At 69.2% G+C, this 17988-nt stretch carries 12 protein-coding genes, 1 tRNA gene and 1 pseudogene; 6 read left to right on the top strand and 8 right to left on the bottom strand.

Annotated elements, in window-relative coordinates:
* Positions 1 to 292: 292 nt before the first annotated feature.
* On the top strand, positions 293 to 1720 hold the full coding sequence (locus ACIRA5_RS37350; protein ID WP_403698620.1) for an MFS transporter: 1428 nt from the start codon (positions 293 to 295) through the stop codon (positions 1718 to 1720).
* Between the two features lie 161 nt (positions 1721 to 1881).
* On the opposite strand, the gene ACIRA5_RS37345 is transcribed toward ACIRA5_RS37350, so the two are convergent.
* The 3 genes from ACIRA5_RS37345 to ACIRA5_RS37335 form a co-directional block, all read right to left on the bottom strand.
* Entirely contained in the window at positions 1882 to 2565 is a 684-nt protein-coding gene (locus tag ACIRA5_RS37345) for a PP2C family protein-serine/threonine phosphatase (RefSeq protein WP_403698618.1), read from the bottom strand.
* 525 nt (positions 2566 to 3090) lie between these two features.
* Complete coding sequence (locus ACIRA5_RS37340) at positions 3091 to 5961, bottom strand: exo-alpha-sialidase (protein WP_403698617.1); 2871 nt, start codon at positions 5959 to 5961, stop codon at positions 3091 to 3093.
* A gap of 1326 nt (positions 5962 to 7287) precedes the next feature.
* A complete protein-coding gene (locus ACIRA5_RS37335; RefSeq protein ID WP_403698615.1) occupies positions 7288 to 8310 on the bottom strand; it encodes an LLM class flavin-dependent oxidoreductase in 1023 nt (340 codons plus the stop codon).
* 219 nt (positions 8311 to 8529) lie between these two features.
* Here ACIRA5_RS37335 and ACIRA5_RS37330 point away from each other — a divergent pair, with 219 nt between their 5' ends.
* The 3 genes from ACIRA5_RS37330 to ACIRA5_RS37320 are packed head-to-tail and all read left to right on the top strand — an operon-like array spanning position 8530 to position 10077.
* On the top strand, positions 8530 to 8892 hold the full coding sequence (locus tag ACIRA5_RS37330) for an ArsR/SmtB family transcription factor (protein WP_403698613.1): 363 nt from the start codon (positions 8530 to 8532) through the stop codon (positions 8890 to 8892).
* Complete coding sequence (locus tag ACIRA5_RS37325; RefSeq protein WP_403698611.1) at positions 8876 to 9412, top strand: SRPBCC family protein; 537 nt, start codon at positions 8876 to 8878, stop codon at positions 9410 to 9412. Before ACIRA5_RS37330 ends, ACIRA5_RS37325 begins: the two co-directional genes overlap by 17 nt.
* Entirely contained in the window at positions 9412 to 10077 is a 666-nt protein-coding gene (locus tag ACIRA5_RS37320; protein WP_403698609.1) for a dihydrofolate reductase family protein, read from the top strand. The genes ACIRA5_RS37325 and ACIRA5_RS37320 overlap by 1 nt, the downstream gene beginning before the upstream one ends.
* Before the next feature lie 288 nt (positions 10078 to 10365).
* Here the strand turns inward: ACIRA5_RS37320 and ACIRA5_RS37315 are convergent, their stop codons facing one another.
* Together ACIRA5_RS37315 and ACIRA5_RS37310 are read right to left on the bottom strand one after the other, a co-directional pair.
* Positions 10366 to 12135, bottom strand: coding sequence for a S8 family serine peptidase (locus ACIRA5_RS37315; protein WP_403698607.1), 1770 nt, complete (start codon positions 12133 to 12135; stop codon positions 10366 to 10368).
* A gap of 111 nt (positions 12136 to 12246) precedes the next feature.
* Entirely contained in the window at positions 12247 to 12714 is a 468-nt protein-coding gene (locus tag ACIRA5_RS37310) for a hypothetical protein (RefSeq protein ID WP_403698606.1), read from the bottom strand.
* Between the two features lie 488 nt (positions 12715 to 13202).
* Between ACIRA5_RS37310 and ACIRA5_RS37305 the strand changes: the two genes are divergently transcribed.
* A tRNA-Gln gene (locus ACIRA5_RS37305) sits at positions 13203 to 13277 on the top strand.
* A 64-nt stretch (positions 13278 to 13341) separates the two neighbouring features.
* Positions 13342 to 13473 (top strand): annotated as a pseudogene (locus ACIRA5_RS37300) (hypothetical protein); the annotation flags it as partial.
* A gap of 67 nt (positions 13474 to 13540) precedes the next feature.
* Here ACIRA5_RS37300 and ACIRA5_RS37295 read toward each other — a convergent pair.
* From ACIRA5_RS37295 to ACIRA5_RS37285, 3 genes are read right to left on the bottom strand one after another with little or no spacing between them, the layout of a single operon-like run.
* Positions 13541 to 14896, bottom strand: a complete 1356-nt coding sequence (locus ACIRA5_RS37295) for a flavin monoamine oxidase family protein (RefSeq protein WP_403698604.1) — start codon at positions 14894 to 14896, stop codon at positions 13541 to 13543.
* Positions 14897 to 14910: 14 nt separating this feature from the next.
* Positions 14911 to 15891, bottom strand: coding sequence for an Ldh family oxidoreductase (locus ACIRA5_RS37290; protein WP_403698602.1), 981 nt, complete (start codon positions 15889 to 15891; stop codon positions 14911 to 14913).
* Positions 15892 to 15922: 31 nt separating this feature from the next.
* Positions 15923 to 17956 (bottom strand): FAD-dependent oxidoreductase, encoded by a 2034-nt coding sequence (locus tag ACIRA5_RS37285; RefSeq protein ID WP_403698600.1) that lies wholly within the window; start codon positions 17954 to 17956, stop codon positions 15923 to 15925.
* Between the last annotated feature and the right edge of the window lie 32 nt (positions 17957 to 17988).

The following is a 17988-nucleotide window of genomic DNA, read 5'->3' as shown; positions in this document are numbered from 1 at the left end:
GCGAGTTCGAGTGCCGCGCGTTCGCCGGTTGAGTGGAAGGGATTGCACAGCGGGCAGCCGCAGCCGCCGGAGAGGGCGAGCGCTGGCCGGTGGGCTGTGCGCGACCACTGCCGCAGGGTCCGCCCTTGGCTCGGCTGACACCTCGACCTTCCTGTTGGGATGGGCCGGCCCGTCGGTTGTCACGTGAGTTCTCCCGGGGTGGCGAACGCCTCGGAAGGAGATTATGTGGGGCATCCTTCCCTTACTGTGCGATTTATTGTCGACCTTCGTACAAGCGATTGGAGTGGGGAGCGTGCCGTTCGCGGAGGCGGTCGGCGGTGCCGAGCCGACACCCCCTCCTGAGACGGCGCCGGGCTCAGGGCGGTGGTCCCGGGCGCCGCTGCTGGCGGTGTGCGCCGGGTATTTCATGGTGATCCTGGACGTGACCGTCATCAACGTCGCCGTGCCTGTCGTGGGCCGGGAGTTGTCGGCCTCGCTCACCGGAATCCAGTGGATCACCGACGGCTACACCCTGGCCTTCGCCGGACTGCTGCTGACCGGTGGCGCGCTGGGCGACCGGCTGGGAAACCGCCGGATCTTCTGCACCGGGGTGGCCGTGTTCACCATGTCCTCGGTCGGGTGCGCGCTCGCGCAGGACTCCTCGATGCTGGTGGCCGCCCGGCTGCTGGAGGGGGTGGGCGCGGCGTTGATCGTGCCCGGTTCCCTGGCCTTGTTGCAGCAGGCCTACCCGGCTCCGGCCATGCGCTCCCGGGCCATCGGGCTGTGGGGTTCGATGGCGGGCATCGCGGCTTCCGCCGGGCCCCTGCTCGGCGGGCTACTCGTCTCCACCGTGGGCTGGCGATGGGTGTTCCTCATCAACGTGCCCGTGGGTATCGCCTGCCTGGTGCTGACACTGCGACGGGTGGCACCCTCACCACGGCAGGAAACCCGGGCCGTGGACTGGCCGGCGCAGTGCGCGATCGTGGCGGCGGTGGCCCTGCTGACCGCCGCGCTCAACGAGGCAGGCCGGCGTGGCTGGTCCGATCCCGCGGTCCTCGCGGGGGCAGGCCTGGCGGTGCTGGCTGCTGCGGCGTTCGCGGTCCGCGAGCGGCTGACCCGGTCTCCCGCCCTTCCGCCGAGCCTGCTGCGCTCGCGCGCGATGAGCGGCGGAGCCGCTATCGGCCTGCTGTTCAACTTCGGCTTCTACGGCATGGTGTTCACCGCCAGCCTGGATTTTCAGCACCAACGCGGCTTCAGCGCCCTCGGCGCCGGGGCGGCGCTGCTCCCTGCTGTGGCGATGACCATGTTCGCCTCCGTGCTGTCGGGGCGGTTGGCCCACAGAACCGGCGATCGCCCGCTGGTCATCACCGGTATGCTCCTGGCTTCTCTGGGGCTGGCCGGCTGGGCCGCGGCGGGCAACGACCCGGCTTACCCGCTGCTCGTGGCCCCGATGATGGCCGCGGGGTTCGGCACCTCCTTCGCCCTCACCGGTTCCACCACGACCGTGATGGGGGCTGCGCCGGCGGGGTACACAGGAACCGCCTCGGCCTTGTTCAACACCACCCGCCAGATCGGCAGCGCCTCCGGCGTGGCACTCGGTGGCACCCTGCTCGCCACAGCCCCCGACTACGACGCGGGACTGCGTACCAGCATGGTCGTCGGGGCGCTCGCCTACCTGACCGCCGCGGGCCTGGCGTGGCTGTGCGTGCCGCCGAGGCCCATGGGTGATGAGGCTTCGTGAATTTGGCTCGGCCCGCGTTTTCGTGATCAGGTGCATTGGCAAGTGCGCGTTGTCCCACCCCCCGTCGGTAGGCTCGAGACGTGACGGATCACGGGATTGAGTTGCCGGTCTTCCGACTTCATGTTGTGCCAGCGGTTCTCGCTCTCAACGTCCGCCCGCGATCAGCGGGATCGTCCCATGCGGCTGGCGGCGTCGACGAACCCGGCGCGGGCGAGCAGCTCCACCGCCTCACGGTCGGACACCCGCTCGGGGTCGTGGCCGGGCGCGCCCAAGTGGCAGTCGTGCAGGTGCGGCGACAACCGCGTCCAGTCCGGCTCGGGAAAGCCGAGCCCGATGGAGTTCATGTCTCCGACGATCAGCGACCGCCGCCTCGGAGTAGCGAGGAACTTCAACGGGCTGGACGCCCACGCCCAGTTGCGCGGGTCGGACGGGGCCAGGTGTAGATTGCGCAGCTCCAGCAGCCCGTCAACGCCCTCCAGCCGCAGGCTGGCCGCCGCGGTCCGTGAGCTGGCGCCGGGCCCCGGAAACCCTGCTCGGATGTCAGCCAACAGGGAGCGGTACTGGCTTATCGCGACAGCGGCCCGGAAGCCGTGACCCATCACATCGCCCATGACCAGCAGGGTGCGGGAGTCCGGCAGAGGAATCGAGTCGTACCAGTCCCCACCGACGAGGACGCTGCGGCCGGAGGGGAGGTAGCGGGCGGCCACTTCCACAGCGGGGTGAGGGGTGCGGGGTCCGGACAGCGGAGCCCGCTGGAGTTCCAGCGCAATGGTGTGTTCGTACCTGTAGCGGCGCGCGGTGTCGATGGAGGCGGCGGCCCGGCCGGCCAGCGCCTGGAGCGTCACGAGGTCGTTGCCGTCAAAGGGCGGTGATGCGCCGGCTCGGCCCGAAGGACGACGCAGATCGGGCGACCTGCCGTGATCAGCGGGGTGATGAGAGGCGAGTGGATGCCCACCGCGCGGAAGATCTTGGTCCGTTCGGGATCCACGGTCCCTTCCTGGAACAGCTCGTCCGAGGCCAGGTTGCCGAGCCACGGCCGCCCGCTGTCCAAGCAATGCCGTGTTGCGACTCCACGGGGAACGTCGACGTACGGTCCTGGTCCGCACCAGCTGGTGCAGCACCCGTTCCATCCCAGGGGGCGCTGAGCCCCTCACCTTGCGCAGCCGCAGGAAACCGGGAGGAGGCGGGGGAGCACTGGTGAACTCCTCTTCGACGATTCCCACCGCGGACATGTCGGCGAGCGAAGGGGCCACGAAGTCGACAAGCTCCTGGCACCAACAGCACGGCCTGCACGTCGGCGTAAGCGAAACGGACCCGCCGGATCGGGAGGTGATCCGGCGGGCCCGCGCCGTACTGCTCCTGGTCCCGGCCTACGCGATGAAGCGAACCGCGTCGGCCACGACGTATCCGTCGGCATCGTCGGAGAGCTCGACGACGGCCGGGGTTCCGGCGGTGAACGAGAAGCTACCCAACGACACCCACCGGCCGCCGCGTTCGGTCTGGTCGATGCGGACGACGGTGGAGCCGCCCGCGTGTCTGACGGTGTAGGCGGCGTTGGACGCCCGGTTGCTGTCCTGGGTGTACCAGACGGCCACGTCGTACATACCGCTCGCCGGCACGTCCGACTGCCAGCGCACGACCGAGGTTCCGGTACCCGCCGCGTGGGTGCGGTAACTCGCCCCGTAGTACCCGGCGACCATGGTTGCCGGGCCGCTCCACGTGCCGGAGACCACGCTGTACGTGGTGGCGTCGTCGTTGTCGGCGACCAGACCCTGGGCCGTGATCCGTACGGCGTCGGCCACGACGTATCCGTTGGCGTTGTCCGAGAGTTCGACGACGGCCCGGGTTCCGGCGGTGAACGAGTACTTGCCCAGGGAGACCCAACGGCCTCCGTTCTGCTGCTGGTTGACGTGCACCAGCGTGGAGCCCTTGACGTCCGTGACGGTGTAGGGCGCGTTGGACGCGCGGTTGGTGTGCTCGGTGTACCAGACGGCCACGTCGTAGGTCCCGGTCGTCGGCACGTCGGTCTGCCAGCGCACGACCGACGTGCCCGTACCGGCGGCGTGGGTGAGGTAGTTCGCCCCCTGGTACCCGGCGACGCTGGTCCCGGCGTTCCAGGTGCCGGAGACCGTGGTGAAGCCGGACGACCCGTTGTCGGTGACGGCACCCCGGTAGGACAGCCGGACGGCGTCGGCGACGACCGTGCCGTTGGCGTCGTCCGACAGTGTCACTGTGCCGTCGCCGCCGCCGGGGAACGGAAACTCGCCGAGTCGTACCCAGCGACCGCCGCCTGATGTCTCGTTCACCGTCACCGCCGTCTGGCCGTCGGCGTGGTTGATGACGTAGGAGGCATTGGAGGCCTGGCCCGACGCCGCCTTGAACCAGGCGGAGACCTCGTACACGCCGTTCATCGGCACATCGGGCCGGAACTCCACACTGGCGGTGCCGGTTCCGGCGGCGTGCGTGTCATGACTGTTCCCGTAGGCGCCGGTGACCGAGTTCACGTCGGTCCAGGTGCCGGAGAGGGTGTCGAAGCCCGGTATGAAGTCGTTGTCCGCCACGGTCTTCGGCACATCCGCGGGCTGTGCGCCCGAAATGAGGGTCAACTGGTCGGGGGCGATGGCTTTGCCGCCGGCACGCCCGACGGCGGCCAGGGTGAACCGGACGGTGTGCTGCCCGGCGGCCAGTGTCATCGATCCCAGCTGGTAGACCTGATAGCCGTCGATGTCATAGCTGTCGGAGCCGGATGTCAGCGTCGGGTCGAACAGGCCCTGACTCAGTGCCGTGCCGTCGATGCTCGCGCGTATCTGCCCCTGGCCGAAGCTGCGATGGAAGCGCGCGGAGACTTCGTAGGCGCCCGCCTGCGCGACATCGAACGGGACGTCGATGTAGTCGCCCACATCGGAAGCCCCATAGCGCAGGGCCTTGCCGCCTCCGGCGTTGGCATCCGTCAGGATCGGCACAGTGGCACCGGTGTCGGTACGGGCGTCCGAGGTGGCCATTTCGTACGTGTGCTGGGTGAACCCGGGGCCGGAGGCAAGGTTGTCCCTGCCCTTGGTCAGCCATGCGAGGTCGAACCGGGCGACGCTGATGCGCTCGGGGTAGTTGGCCACGGTGCCGTCACGGCCGTAGACCAGCAGGATCGTCCCGTCGGACAGCCGCGCGAGGTCGGAGTAGTAGGACGGGCCCGGGTTGACCACTCGGCTGTACCGGAAGCTCGCTCCCTCGTCGTAGGAGATCGAGACGGTCATGTTCTCCCGGGCGGACGAGTCCGGTCGGCTGAACAGCAGCCGGTCGATCGAGCCGCTGCTGTACTGGAGCATGCCCGCGTCGACCGAACTGAACGTTCCGGTCGAGCCGTCGATCGCCGGTGCGGACCAGGTCTCCCCGCCGTCTGTACTGGTCGAGGTGATGCGGTAGCGGGTACCGCCCGAGCCCCAGCGGCCGTTGATGACGACCGATCCGTCGGAGCGTTCGTAGATGCGGCTCTCGTTGATCGGATAGGTGGCATCCATGAACGGGGAGCCTCGATGCCACGAACCGCCGTGGTCGTCGCTGTACAACATGTCGATGCCGTAGTTGGCGTCCGTGGCGTCACTGGCGGCGCGGTGCATGACGGGCATCAGCAGCCGACCGCTGGTCAGCTGTATTCCATGGCCCGGAATCGGGGCGTCGCGCGTCCAGCCGTAGGGATTCGAGGCGAACAACGGGGTCAGATCCTCGGCGGCCGACCAGGTGGCGCCGGCGTCGTCGCTCCGCTTGACGTAGATGTTCGAGCCGTCCCCCTTCCAGAACAGGGACACCCGGCCGGTCTGCTGATCCACCACCGGCGTCGGGTCGCCCCAGCTCTGGGTCGCGTCCTGCGGGACCACGATGGTGCTGGCGGACCAGGTGAGCCCCGCGTCCACGCTGCGGCGAAGGAGCAGGTCCTTCGGTCCCCCGTCCTGCACGCTGAACCGGCCCTCGGTGAACGTGAGCACCACATCGGCGGGCAGCGCCTCGCCTCCGGCGGGCGGCACGATGCCCGCGGGGACCACCCCGAGGCCCTGCACGTGGAAGCTCGCGTACGCGTCGTTGTCGGTCGAGTCCCACAACTCGGATTCGGAGAACGAACCGGAATCGGTGGCACTCGCCGCCTGGGCTCGGCCCGTCGCTGTCGCCAGGCCCATCAGCGTCAGCAAGGCGAGCAGGGCTGTCCCCAACGCCTGGAGCGGCGTTCTTCGGAACGTCCGACGTGGCATCACATCTCCACCTCTGTGAGAAATTCTCGTGATCGCCGGCCAACACTATGGGCTGTGAATCTGTGCTGTCAGTGCGATGTCAGAGCCTCTTCCGGCCAGCGACCGGACAAGTATCTGTCCCGAGGTAAACGACACGATGACGGGACGACTCCGACGACACAGCCCCGGGATGACAACACGAAACCGCACTTCAACGCGCTTCAGAGCGACATGGCTCACGGGAACCTGCATTCCTTGCGGGTTCTCGTCGCCCGTGTCCCTGTCTCACGAGCGAAGTCCCCTGTGACGCGGAAGCGAGACGACCGCAGCCGCCCAGACCGCTGCCGGTGAACCGTGCGCGAGGCCGGCCCCGGTGGTGCGGCCCCCCGTGTCCGGTGCCCGTCGCACCTGCGTCGGGGCCGGAGGGCGAGGATGTCGGCCAGGAGCAGGTCCCACTAGACCTTGTCCACAAGTCGGTAGACGTGGACGGGTAGGGTTCTCGCGCGGCGCGCGACCGAGCCCGGGCGGTGGCCCGAGGCCTGGCCCAACACGAGGCCCGGCGTGCGAACGCGCGACAGGGCCCACGCATCATGCGGTCCCTTGGGGCGCCTGCGACGCAACGTCATGGTGATCTCGGCCGGTGCGGGGGTGCGATCGCGCCAGTACCGGTGTGTCGCCTCCTCGAGTGATCATTTGTTCGATGAGGGTGGCGGTGCTGCCCTTCGACTCGCTGCGGCAGATGCCCTCGGCGCACTTCACGCACACCGTGCGCTACGCGCCTGGCCAGGGCAGCCGTGCGGGGTCCGCAGACGTGGTCTTCGCCGTCTACCAGCCCGTCGTCATCTCTACCCCGCCGCCCGGCTGTGGCGGCGACAGTCCCGCGGTGGGCAAGCCCGCGATGATCGCGCCTCGCTGGGACGCGGGGACGTATCTGGGTAACCCCCACCGAGGGCGGCAGTCCGGCGAACAAGGGCGCCGGATCCTTCAGTTACCTGGCCACTCTCGTCTACAGCACGAAGGCGACCGCGCCGGAGCGCGGAGTGGCCGCGCACATCAAAAGGGCCTACACCGCACCGGGCGTGACGAAGCCGACCAACGCCAACAAGAGGGTCAATCTTCCCTTGTCCAGAGCCCTTTCGCACATGGTGCATTGGAGGCGGCCTCGGACGACCAGCCAGCCCCGATCGAGGTGGCCCGTGTCCAGCGTTGCCGTGAAGCCGGCACCGCGACTGCTGTCCGGACGGTCGGTGTGCCCGACCTGGGCCGAGTCCGGGCCCAGGTCCCGGCCCAGCCGTGAGCCCGACCACCACGGTGCCGAGTCGGCCCCCACGCAGGGCGGCAGAACACTCAGCGCCAGCCGAGCTCCGGTGCCACGTGGGTGAGGATGCTCTCCAGTACATGGGCGTTGTAGTCGACACCGAGCTGGTTCGGGATGGTCAGCAACAGGGTGTCCGCGGCTTGGATGGCCTCGTCTTCCTGGAGTTGCTTCACCAGTACGTCCGGCTCGGCGGCGTACGAGCGTCCGAAGATCGCCCTGGTCGTGTCGTCGATCATGCCGAGCTGGTCCCGCGAGTTTCGGTCGTGGCCGAAGTAGGCCCGGTCCAGGTCGTTGGTCAGGGCAAAGACGCTGCGGCTGACCGACACACGTGGTTCTCGCGTGTGGCCTGCCTCCTTGTACGCCTCGCGGTACGCCTCGATCTGCTTGCGCTGCTGGACGTGCAACGGCTCGCCCGTCTCGTCGTCCTTCAGTGTGGAACTTTGCAGGTTCGTCCCCAGCTTCGCGGCCCAGACGGCGGTCGCGTTCGAACCGGAGCCCCACCAGATCCGCTCGCGCAGCCCCTCGGAGTACGGCTCGATGCGCAACAGCCCCGGCGGGTTGGGGAACATCGGCCGCGGGCTCGGCTTCGCGAAGCCCTCGCCCTCGAGCACCTTGAGGAAGGCCTCGGTGTGTCGGCGGGCCATGTCCGTGCCGGTCTCACCCTCCGCGGGGGCGTACCCGAAGTAGCGCCAGCCGTCGATCACCTGTTCCGGTGATCCGCGGCTGATGCCGAGTTGCAGCCGGCCGCCGGAGATGAGGTCGGCAGCGCCGGCATCCTCGGCCATGTACAGCGGGTTCTCATAGCGCATGTCGATCACGCCGGTGCCGATCTCGATCTTCGAGGTCCGTGCACCGATGGCCGAGAGCAGCGGGAACGGGCTGGCCGCCTGCCGCGCAAAGTGGTGCACCCGGAAGTACGCACCGTCTACGCCGAGCTCCTCCGCAGCGACCGCCAGGTCAATGGACTGGTGGAGGAAGTCGGCCGCGGACCGGGTCTTGGAGTGCGCACTCGGTGACCAGTGGCCGAACGAGAGGAAACCTATCTTCTTCACTTGAGGTCAAAGCATCCGGCGGCCGCGTTTGATTCCCGTACGGTTCGGCGGAGGTTCTCAGTACGTGGGCTCAACAGCCCGGCTTCCGGCTGCTCACGCGGCATGGGCGACGGACCTTCTTGCGGTCTTCCACGTGGGTCTTCCCCGTGCCGCACAGTTCGAGCCAGTCGTTGGCCACACAGGCGTTGACGCATTCCGATATAGGCATATGATGGCGCCATGGCACGAGCGGCGACGACCTCGGACGCGTTCAACGCGATTGCCGAGCCGCAGCGGCGGGCGATCCTGACGCTGCTGCGGGGTGGCGAGCGGCCCGTGACCGAACTGGCGCGGGACCTGGGGATGAGCCAGCCGCAGGCGTCCAAGCACCTGCGGGTGCTCCGCGAGGTCGGGCTGGTGCGGGTCCGCGGGGCGGGCAAGCAGCGGCTGTACGGCCTGGACGCCGGCGGGCTGCGGCCGGTCCACGAGTGGGTGGGCGGCTTCGAACAGTTCTGGAACGAGACCTTCGACCGGCTGGACGAGTACGTGCGAGATCTGAAACAGGCAAGGCAGGAGGAACCACCGGATGACGACGGCCAGTAGCGGCGGCGGGCCCGGCCACACGACCGCGGCCCGCGAGATCGTGGTGTCCCGGGTCATCGGCGCCCCACGGGAGCTGGTGTTCGAGGCGTTCACGCAGGTCCGGCACCTGTCGCGGTGGTGGGGACCGGAAGGGTTCACGACCACGACGCGGTCCTTCGAGTTCCGCGTCGGCGGGGCCTGGGACTTCGTGATGCACGGGCCGGACGGGACCGACTACCAGGAGTGGATCACCTGGAGCGAGATCGTCCCGCCGGAGCGGATCGCGCTGGTGCACGGCGAGTCCCGCGACGACCCCAACTCCTTCGAGTCGGTCATGACCTTCGAGCCGGCCGGTGAGGGGACCCGGATCGTGATGCGCGCGGTGTTCCCCACCAAGGAACTCCGTGACGACGCGGTGGAGAAGTACCACGCGATCGAGGGCGGCGAGCAGACCCTGCGCAGCCTGGCGGCCTACGTCGCCGAATTCACCTGGAACGAGACCGCCCGGAACGAGACCACACCGAAGGAAGCGGAGGGCTGATGGCCGGGAAGGTGTTCTTCAGTGTGACGATGTCGCTCGACGGCTTCATGGCGCCGGAGGCCGTGCCCGTCGAGGACGTCTTCTCGCCCGAAGGCCAGAACGACCCGAGGGTCCAGCGCTGGATGACGAAGTGGTCGGAGCTGCAGGCGTGGCTGTTTCCGCAGCGGTGGTTCCGCGAGAACCTCAAGCTCGGCGAGGGCGGCGAGGAAGGACTCGACAACGACATCGCTCGGGCGACGTACGAGCGCACCGGCGTGAGCGTCATGGGTAAGCGGATGTTCGACGCCGGCGAGCTGGCATGGCCGGAGGAGGCGCCGTTCCACACCCCGGTGTTCGTCGTCACCCACACCCGGCGCGGGCCGTGGGAGCGGCCGGGCGGCACGACCTTCCACTTCGTCAACGACGGCATCTCCAGCGCCCTCGATCAGGCCCGCGAGGCCGCCGGCGACCGCGACGTCCGCATCGCCGGCGGCGCCGAGACGATCCAGGAGTATCTGGACAGCGGCCTGATCGACGAGTTCTCGTTCACGCTCGCGCCCGTGCTGTTCGGCACCGGCATCCGCCTGTTCGACCGCGTGGACCCGGCCCGCCTCGCCCTCGACCAGGTCCGCACGGAAGCATCATCCCGGGTGACTCACCTGACCTACACCGTCGGGAAGCGGTAGCCCGCGTTCCCGCAGGGTTGAGGTGCCGGCGTGCCGCTCGATGTCTCGCGGGTACGGCGACGCTGCTCGACGGTGAGGACCGCGCGGGCGCCTCCTCGGTCTGCAGCAGCCCGCGCCAGCCTAGGCCTCGCAGATGCCGATCTGCGCCTCGACCTGGGCCTGGGTGGCGTCGTGGCCTGGCGCCCGGACCTGGGCCCCAGCATCCTTCCCTGGTCCGGGCGGCCCCACTCCCGACTGGGCCTCGGTCCCCGACCCCGACGACCACAAGATCAGGCCGCGGGTAGAGGCCTACCCGGCCATGGAGGGGGCGTAGGGCAACAGGGCCGGAGCCAGTTGCATGCCGGAGGCCAGGCCGAGGGCGACGAGGGCGTCGGGCAGGCCGCGCCCGGTGCGGGCGGCCTCCGCCGTTCCCGGGGTGGCCAGTGGGCGGCAGCTGGCGGCAATGATGTCGAAGAGGTGCTGTACCCGGCCGGGACCGCGGGGCAGCAACTGGCCGTGGAAGTCCTCGTGGTGGGCGAGAATGAGGGCGGCCAGGCCCGCGACGTGGGCCGAGGCCGTGCCGGTGCCGTCGAGGGCCGTGTACCCGCCTTCCGGGGCGCACGACAGGACGGCCACACCGGGGGCGGCTGCGTCGATGCCAGGGCCGTAGCTGCTGAACGGGGCGGCGAACAGTCCTTCCGGTGTCAGCTGCGGCCCTGTGTGGGTGGCTTGGGAGGTGTCGGGCGGGTAGGTGCCGAAGGCTCCCAGGGCGCCTACGGCGAAGACGGTGGGCAGCGAGGCGGGGAAGGCGATCGGCCCGCCGGTGTCGCCTGCCGGGGCGATGCAGGCGATGCCTGCCGCGCTGGCGTCGGCAAGTTTGCGGGAGACCAGCGCCGACGGGTAGGGGGTGGCCACGGCGATGTGGGCGAGGTCGGCCTCGCGTTCGATGCAGTGGTCGAGGGCTGCGATCAGGTCGCTGAAGTGGCCGTCGGGCAGCACCTGGCAGACGTCGAGCTCGGCGTCGACGGCGATGCCGATGATGCCCGTGCCGGTGTCCGTGCCGGCGATGATGCCGGCCGCGTGGGTACCGCTGCCGACCAGGTCGTGCGTCCAGCCCTCCTCCGTGCCGTGCACGAGATCGGCGCCCGAGCGCACTCGTTGCTTCAGGTCGGGGTGCTCGGTGCTGACGCCGGTACCGATGACAGCGATCTTGATGCCGAAGGCGCGGAATGTGGGGGGCAGCCGGTCCAGCCGCATGGCCTGCTGGCCCCAGCCGTACTGCTGGCGTTCGTCCAGTTCCGGGTACACCTTGGACAGCGGGGTGAGGGTGACGACGTTCTCCCGGGCCGCCGACAGGTCGGGACGGTGGATCCAGCGGTCCGTGTAGTTGGCCCTGGGGCGGACGTACAGGCACTGGACGGACTGTTCGGTCTCGGTGGCCAGGGTGACGGTGACCGTCCCGTCGGCGGCGGTGATGCCCTGGCTCGGCCAGGTCGTCCCGATCAGGAACACCCCTGCGCCGGCCAGCGGTTCGTCGTCCGGGCCGCAGACGCGCAGCGAGATCTCCACGGGCTTGTCCAGCGGCAGGACCAGCCCCGGGTCGTACAACGGCAGCACCCCTGGGGCCTGCATGGCGGCAGGCCCGGCGCCGGACAGCGGCAGGTCCGGCTCGATGTGCACGTGCAGTGTCCGCATCGCCGGCAGCTGGGTCTCGGCTGCCTCGACGACCGCGATCTCCGGGCAGGAGGGAAAGACCCCGGCCGACTGCAGCTTCTCGGACGGCTGGAGTCTGCGGATCACCGTGATGTCGGGCATGCCCTCCAGCCGGTCGCACACCGCGTCCATGCCGAGTTCGGGCACTCCTGGTGGGAGCAGTTGCTGGGGCAGCGGTGTCACCATGTACCGCTGCCGGCGCGGCTGCACCGCGACCGGTGACGGTGCGCTCTTCTTGCGTGGCGCCGCTTCTTTGTCCTCGGGGCCCAGCTTGCCGCCGGAACCCGCGCCCTCGGATTCGCTCTGGCGGTTGTTTCGGGGCTTGTTTCCGGGCCTGTCCTTGACCATCACGTCCACCTTCACCATGCCTACGTCGGTCTTTGTGCTTCTGATCCGGATCACGGGCGGTTCGCGTCCATGGTGATGCGGTGTGCCCGGGAACGACTCCCGGGCACACCGCATCGCGCGCTGCCAGGATCAGCCGATACCGAAGGGCTGAGTCATCTGGCCGTAACCGAAGCCGGGCTGCTGGAACTGCGGGAACTGCTGGCCGAACTGTTGCTGGCCGTACCCGCCGCCCCACTGCTGCTGGCCGTGCTGGCCGTGCTGGCCCTGCTGGCTCTGCTGCAGCAGCGTCAGGATCGCGGTCGGCAGCGCCTGCTGCACGGACTGCTCCACCGCGCCGCGCACACCCTGAAGCAGCGTCGTGTGCAGCGCGACAGCCAGGTACGGGTGCGCGTGCTGCTGGGGAATGCCCTGCTGCTCCAGCTGCTGCTGGACCTGCTGGATCTGCTGCAGCGTCTGCTGCATGCGCTGCGCGATCTGCTGGCTCGCCTGCTGGCAGGCCTGCTGGATGGACTGCTGGACCACCTGTGCGAGCTGCTGCGGCCCGGCGGTCTGCTGGCCGAACTGCTGCATGGGCTGGGCACCGGTCATCACCGACATGAATGCTCCATTCAACGCCACGGGATACCTACATAAGAGGTTATGTAGGTTTTCGGAATGATTCCGACGGGCTGAAGCTAAGATGGCGTCGCCCTGACCGCAATCGGGCGAGCCGCTCGGAGGGAAGAATCCCCCCGATCGGATCCGTCGAGTGGCGAGCCGTCGTCGGCGCGGCAGAATGGGCTGCTGGAGGCGACGGACGACGGCGTGGACGGCAGGGGCTTCAGGCCGGCGGGGGCGCAGGTGCCCTCCGAAGCCTTCCCAGCAGAGACGTGGGCTGCAACAAGGCCGGCTGGAGCCATGCGGTCGCTCTGGGGTCATCGATCAGCCCCACCCGCAACAAACCCCAAAATCCTGATCGACACTCCCGGCACATCACCGAGCATCACGGAGACAATGCATAGATTAGGCACACGGCCCTACCGCGTTGTGATCACGCGAGTAGGACGCGCCCTGGCCGGCCGAGCTCCCGCGGCCTTCGGGGCAAATGGGATATGGGGTAATTGGCAGCCCGACGGTTTCTGGTTCCGTTAGTTCAGGTTCGAGTCCTGGTATCCCAGCCACGGTGGACGCCGCCATCACGGGAGGCACCGACGAAGTCAGGAGTTGCCCGGACGCGGCGCGTTGGTGCTTGGCTCCGTACTGCGGACCGCCGACCGGGTATTGCCGTTCAGGACGGCGGCGGCGTACGACGCGCTGGGCCGGCAGACCACGCGGGTCGAACCGGTCTCCACGACGGCGTCGATCACGACGACGTTCGGCTACGAGGCGGCGGGCAACCGCACCCGGGCAACCGACGGACGCGGCAACAAGACCGTCTGCACCTTCAACAGCTGGAGCCGGCCCAAGTCCACGATCGAACCGTCCACGACCGGCGCTCGGCGACGCGGTACGCCTCGGCGTAGCAGCCGTGTGTGCCGGCGGTGGCCGAGGTGTAGTCACCTGCGAACTCGATCCCGTGCACCGGCCGGCGCAGTTCGTCGAGGACGGACAGCCGGATCGGGGAGAGCAGGGAGAAGCAGTGCGGCCAGGTCTGACCGTGCACGCCGACGATGTGCCCACGCAGTTCGGGGGCGACAGTGAGGAAATCCTCGACCCAGGTGTTCACGGCCGACTCGGCGGTGCCGAAGCCCTCCAGGTGGCCCGCGCCGTTCCCGTAGCAGACGTACTGGATCAGGGAGGCGCCCGTGTGTGGATCCTGGCGGGGCCGTCCGGGGGTGGGATTGATGATGGCGTCGAACCGGGTGCCGACGGTGGTGACGAACGCCCAGTCGGCCAGGTGTGGGGTTTCCCGGACATCGGCGACGACGGCGAGCGTACGGCTGCCCGGCGTCAGGGCCTTGTCCAGGGCGTCCCGCTTCCAGCCGGGCAGGTCCGGCACGACATTCGGCACCTGGGGCGCCGGCACCGCGACGACCACGTGGCGAGCAGCCACACTCGTGGAGCGGTCCCTGGCGCGGATGCGGATGCGGACTCGGTAGGTCCCGTCGTCGAGCGGTGCGACCGATTCGACGGTTGTCCCGAGGCGGACGGTGCCTTTCGGCAGTCGTTCGGCCATGCGCAGCGGCAACTGCTGCATGCCGTCCACCGGGAACAGCCGGTTGCGTTTCTCGTGGGCGAGGTAGGAGGCGAAGTAGCGCAGGCCGTACTGGGCGGTGGTCTGCGAGGCCTTGCCGACCGCGCCGCCCTGGACCGCGGTCCGGATGATCCGTGCGACGTCCGGATGCAGACCGGCGAGCCGGTCCTCGACCGAGAGGTCGCCGAGTTCGTCGGAGCGGGACCCGAGCGTCCCCCTGCTGGTGTAGCGCCGGTACTCGTCCAGCGCTTCCCCGACGAAGGCGCTGAGTTGTTTCTTTGCTTCGTCGTCCAGCGGAAGGCGGGCGATGAGTTCCGTGTTGTCGGCATCGATCACGGTCCGGCCGTTCACGTGGATGCCGTACGTGTCGGGCTCGAAGGGTTCGGTCCGGATGCCGAGTTCCGCTGCCAGCTCCTCGGCAGGGGTGTCACGGTAGACGAACATGGCGCCGGTGTTGACGGCGAGGCCGCCCACCTCGACGCTGCGGGTGCGTCCACCGACCTCGTCCGCGGCGTCGAAGACACCGACGTCGAGGCCGGATTCCCGGAGCCGATAGGCGGTGGCGATGCCGGCGGCTCCGGCACCGACGATGAGTACGTCGTACATGGTGTGGGCTCCTCTCACCGGGCTTCGGCCGCGGCATGGAGCCGGTCGGCCAGCTCGGGGTCGATGGCGATCCCGTCGCCCGGGGCGGGCCGTTCGAGTGCGGGCAGGTCCACCCCGTAGTCCGCACGCAGCCTGCGCAGATGTGCGGTGATGCGGTCGAGTGAGCCGGGGAAGGCCCGGGGGCTCAGGCACAGCACGAAGACCCCGATGCCCGGTGGTCGCGAGCCACGATCGAACGGCGGGGCGTTCACCGAGAAGGACCCACCGGCCAGCGTCGCGAGCAGCTCCACCAGGAGGGCGATGTTCCCGCCTCGGTACCCGCCGAAGGGGAGCAGCGCCCCCTTCAGAGCGGCTGATGCGTCGGTGGTCTCGGCTCCGTCGGGCCCTACGGCCCAGCCGGCGGGGATCGATGCGTCGATGGTGGCGGCCTGCCGCACGTTGACGTAGGCGGTCTGTGACGAGGCCTGGTCGATGACCATCGAGAGATCGTCGGGTCGCGGGAAGGCGTAGGCCATCGGGTTCGTTCCGAGCACCGCCGTGCTGGAGCCACCGAGAGACACGAGAGCCGGGCTGTTCGCGCAGGTCACGGCGATCAGTTCCCGCTCGGCGGCCCGGCGGGCGTAGTAGCCGAGTTCGCCGCACGTGTAGGACCCTCGGATCCAAAGGGCGGCGAGGCCTGCTTGCTCGGTGGCGGCGCACAGTGCCGGGGCGGCCTCCTCGAACGCGACGTGGGCGAGCCCGTCGCACGCGTCGGCGACCACGCAGGACGGCGTCGCGTAGAGGACCTCCGGGGCTGCTCCGGGTTTGATCCGGCCGTCGCGGTAGGCGTCGAGGTAATCGAAGAGATGCGCGATGTCGACAGCTCGGTTTCCCGCGCGCTCGGCATCCACGATGGCACGGGCCAGGATCTGGGCGGCCCGGAGCGCTTCCCCTGCCCTCTGCGACGCCCGGGTGCACAGCCTGCTGAGCTCGTCCTGAGGGATGGTGATGGTCATGTGGTCTCCGGTGCGTTCTCCACCAGCAGTTTCAGATCGCGCGGCAGATGCGGGCCGCATCAAGCATCGCGGCATGGACATTCCTGCTTGCCACGGCGTCCCCCATGCGGAACAGCTGGAAGGTGCCTTCTTCGTTGCGCACCACCGACTGGGGCTTACGGGCCAGCAGTTCGGCCAGGTCGACGGCCCCCAGGTTGGTCGAGGAGTCGAGCAACTCGTCGTAGAGCTCCTGTACCGGATCGGTGCCCATCTCGGCCACGACGGCATGGAAAGTGCGGTGCTCACGGAACTCGAAGCCGTCCACACCGAGTTCCGCGGCCAGACCCGCCGGAGTCCTGGTGACTCCGTGCAGCCGTCGAAGAACCGTGACCGTGACGCCGTTCTCCGCAAGGGAGTTGAAGTACCCGGACGCTGTGAGCGAGCCGACGTCGGGTGAGAGCGTGCGCTCCGGCGTGACGATCTCGACGGTGGCGCCGCCCCGGACGAGGGCTTCCACCGCGTCGAGTGCCTGGTTGCCGCCGTGGTCGTCGTAGACCATCATATGCCCGTGCAGCCGTCGTGCCCCGGCCAGTACGTCCCAGGTGTCATGGACCAGGCCCGCTCCGGGGACGCGGGGTGCCGCGGGTGTGCCGCCGGTCGCGACGATCACGACATCCCATGGCTGCTCACGCAACGTCCGGGCGTCGACGTAGGTGTTCAACGAGACCGGAACGCCCAGGCGGGCGAGCTCGTCGGTTCGCCAGTCGATGATCCCGCGCAGATCGCGACGGCGCGGGGCCTTCGAGGCCAGCAGCAGTTGTCCGCCCACCTGGTCGGCGGCCTCGAAGAGGTGCACGTCGTGACCGCGCTCGGCGAGTACGCGGGAGGCTTCGAGACCGGCGGGCCCGGCTCCCACCACCGCCACGCGTCGCGGCGTGCCGACGCGGTCGATGCGCTGGGGAACGTCGAGCTCTCGGCCGGTGGACGGATTGTGCATGCAGAACGCCGCGCCGGAGGCGTAGATGCCGTCGATGCACATGTTGGCTCCGACGCACGGGCGGATCCGGTCCGTGTGCCCGTCGCGGACCTTGTGGGGCAGTTCGGGGTCGGCCATCAGCGCCCGGGTCATGCCGACCAGGTCGAGCAGGCCTTCGGCGACGGCGTACCGCGCGGTGGCGACGTCGCTGATGCGGGCGGCGTGCATGACCGGGACGGCGAGCTTCTGTTTGATGCGCCCGGCGAACTCAAGGTGCGGAGAGGCGGGCGTGGACATCGGCGGGATGGTGCGGGCCAGGTCGGCGTCGGTGCCGATCGAGCCCTTGATCAGGCTGATGAAGTCGATACCGGCCGTGGTGATGTCCTGGGCGATGCGCAGTGCCTCGTCCGTCTCGAGGCCGCCCGCACGCTCTTCGTCGAAGGTCATGCGCGCGCCGATGACGAACTCCGGGCCGACCGCCGCGCGGATGGCGCGGATGACCTGGAGCGGGTAGCGCATGCGGTTTTCGTAGGAGCCGCCGTACTCGTCGTCGCGGTGGTTCCAGAACGGGGTCCAGAACGAGTCCAGGAAGTGGCCCCAGGCCATGAGTTCGATGCCGTCGAGACCCGCGGCCTGACAACGCTGTGCGACGTCGACGAAGTCCTGCCGCACCCGGTCGAGGTCCCACTGTTCAGCGGCCTTGGTGAAGGCGCGGTGTGCGGGCTCTCGGACACTGCTCGCAGAGATCGCCGGGAGCCAGTTGTCGGTGTAGCTGCTGGTGCGGTGACCGAGATGCGTGAGCTGAGTCATCACAGCTGCGCCCTGCTCGTGCACCTCGTCGGCGAGCCGGCGCAGCCATGGCTCCGCCTCGTCCTTCCACAGTTGCAGGTTGCCGAAGGCCGGTGCGCTGTCGCGGCTGACGAGAGCGCTGCCGCCGATCATGGTCAACCCGACGCCGCCACGGGCCTTTTCGACGTGGTAGGCGCGGTAGCGATCCTTGGGCAGGCCGTCCTCGCTGTAGGCAGGTTCGTGAGACGTGCTGACGATGCGGTTGCGCAGAGTCAGGTTCTTCAGGACGAACGGACTCATCAGGGGGTCGTTGACGGTCACCCCGCACCTCCAAGGATTCGGACGGAAGGACG

Origin of the sequence: Streptomyces sp. NPDC096311, assembly GCF_044763085.1 — a bacterium.
GTDB lineage: Bacteria > Actinomycetota > Actinomycetes > Streptomycetales > Streptomycetaceae > Streptomyces.
The sequence above is the reverse complement of the archived record's forward strand: the minus strand, read 5'-3'. Positions and strand labels throughout refer to the sequence as shown.

Bases quoted from the DNA above. Each gene is read 5' to 3' on its own strand.
- ACIRA5_RS37320 (WP_403698609.1), top strand. From the start codon at position 9,412: ATGGCCGGGAAGGTGTTCTTCAGTGTGACGATGTCGCTCGACGGCTTC.
- ACIRA5_RS37315 (WP_403698607.1), bottom strand. From the start codon at position 12,135: ATGGTGAAGGTGGACGTGATGGTCAAGGACAGGCCCGGAAACAAGCCC.
- ACIRA5_RS37290 (WP_403698602.1), bottom strand. From the start codon at position 15,891: ATGACCATCACCATCCCTCAGGACGAGCTCAGCAGGCTGTGCACCCGG.
- ACIRA5_RS37330 (WP_403698613.1), top strand. From the start codon at position 8,530: ATGGCACGAGCGGCGACGACCTCGGACGCGTTCAACGCGATTGCCGAG.
- ACIRA5_RS37325 (WP_403698611.1), top strand. From the start codon at position 8,876: ATGACGACGGCCAGTAGCGGCGGCGGGCCCGGCCACACGACCGCGGCC.
- ACIRA5_RS37295 (WP_403698604.1), bottom strand. From the start codon at position 14,896: ATGTACGACGTACTCATCGTCGGTGCCGGAGCCGCCGGCATCGCCACC.
- ACIRA5_RS37310 (WP_403698606.1), bottom strand. From the start codon at position 12,714: ATGTCGGTGATGACCGGTGCCCAGCCCATGCAGCAGTTCGGCCAGCAG.
- ACIRA5_RS37340 (WP_403698617.1), bottom strand. From the start codon at position 5,961: ATGCCACGTCGGACGTTCCGAAGAACGCCGCTCCAGGCGTTGGGGACA.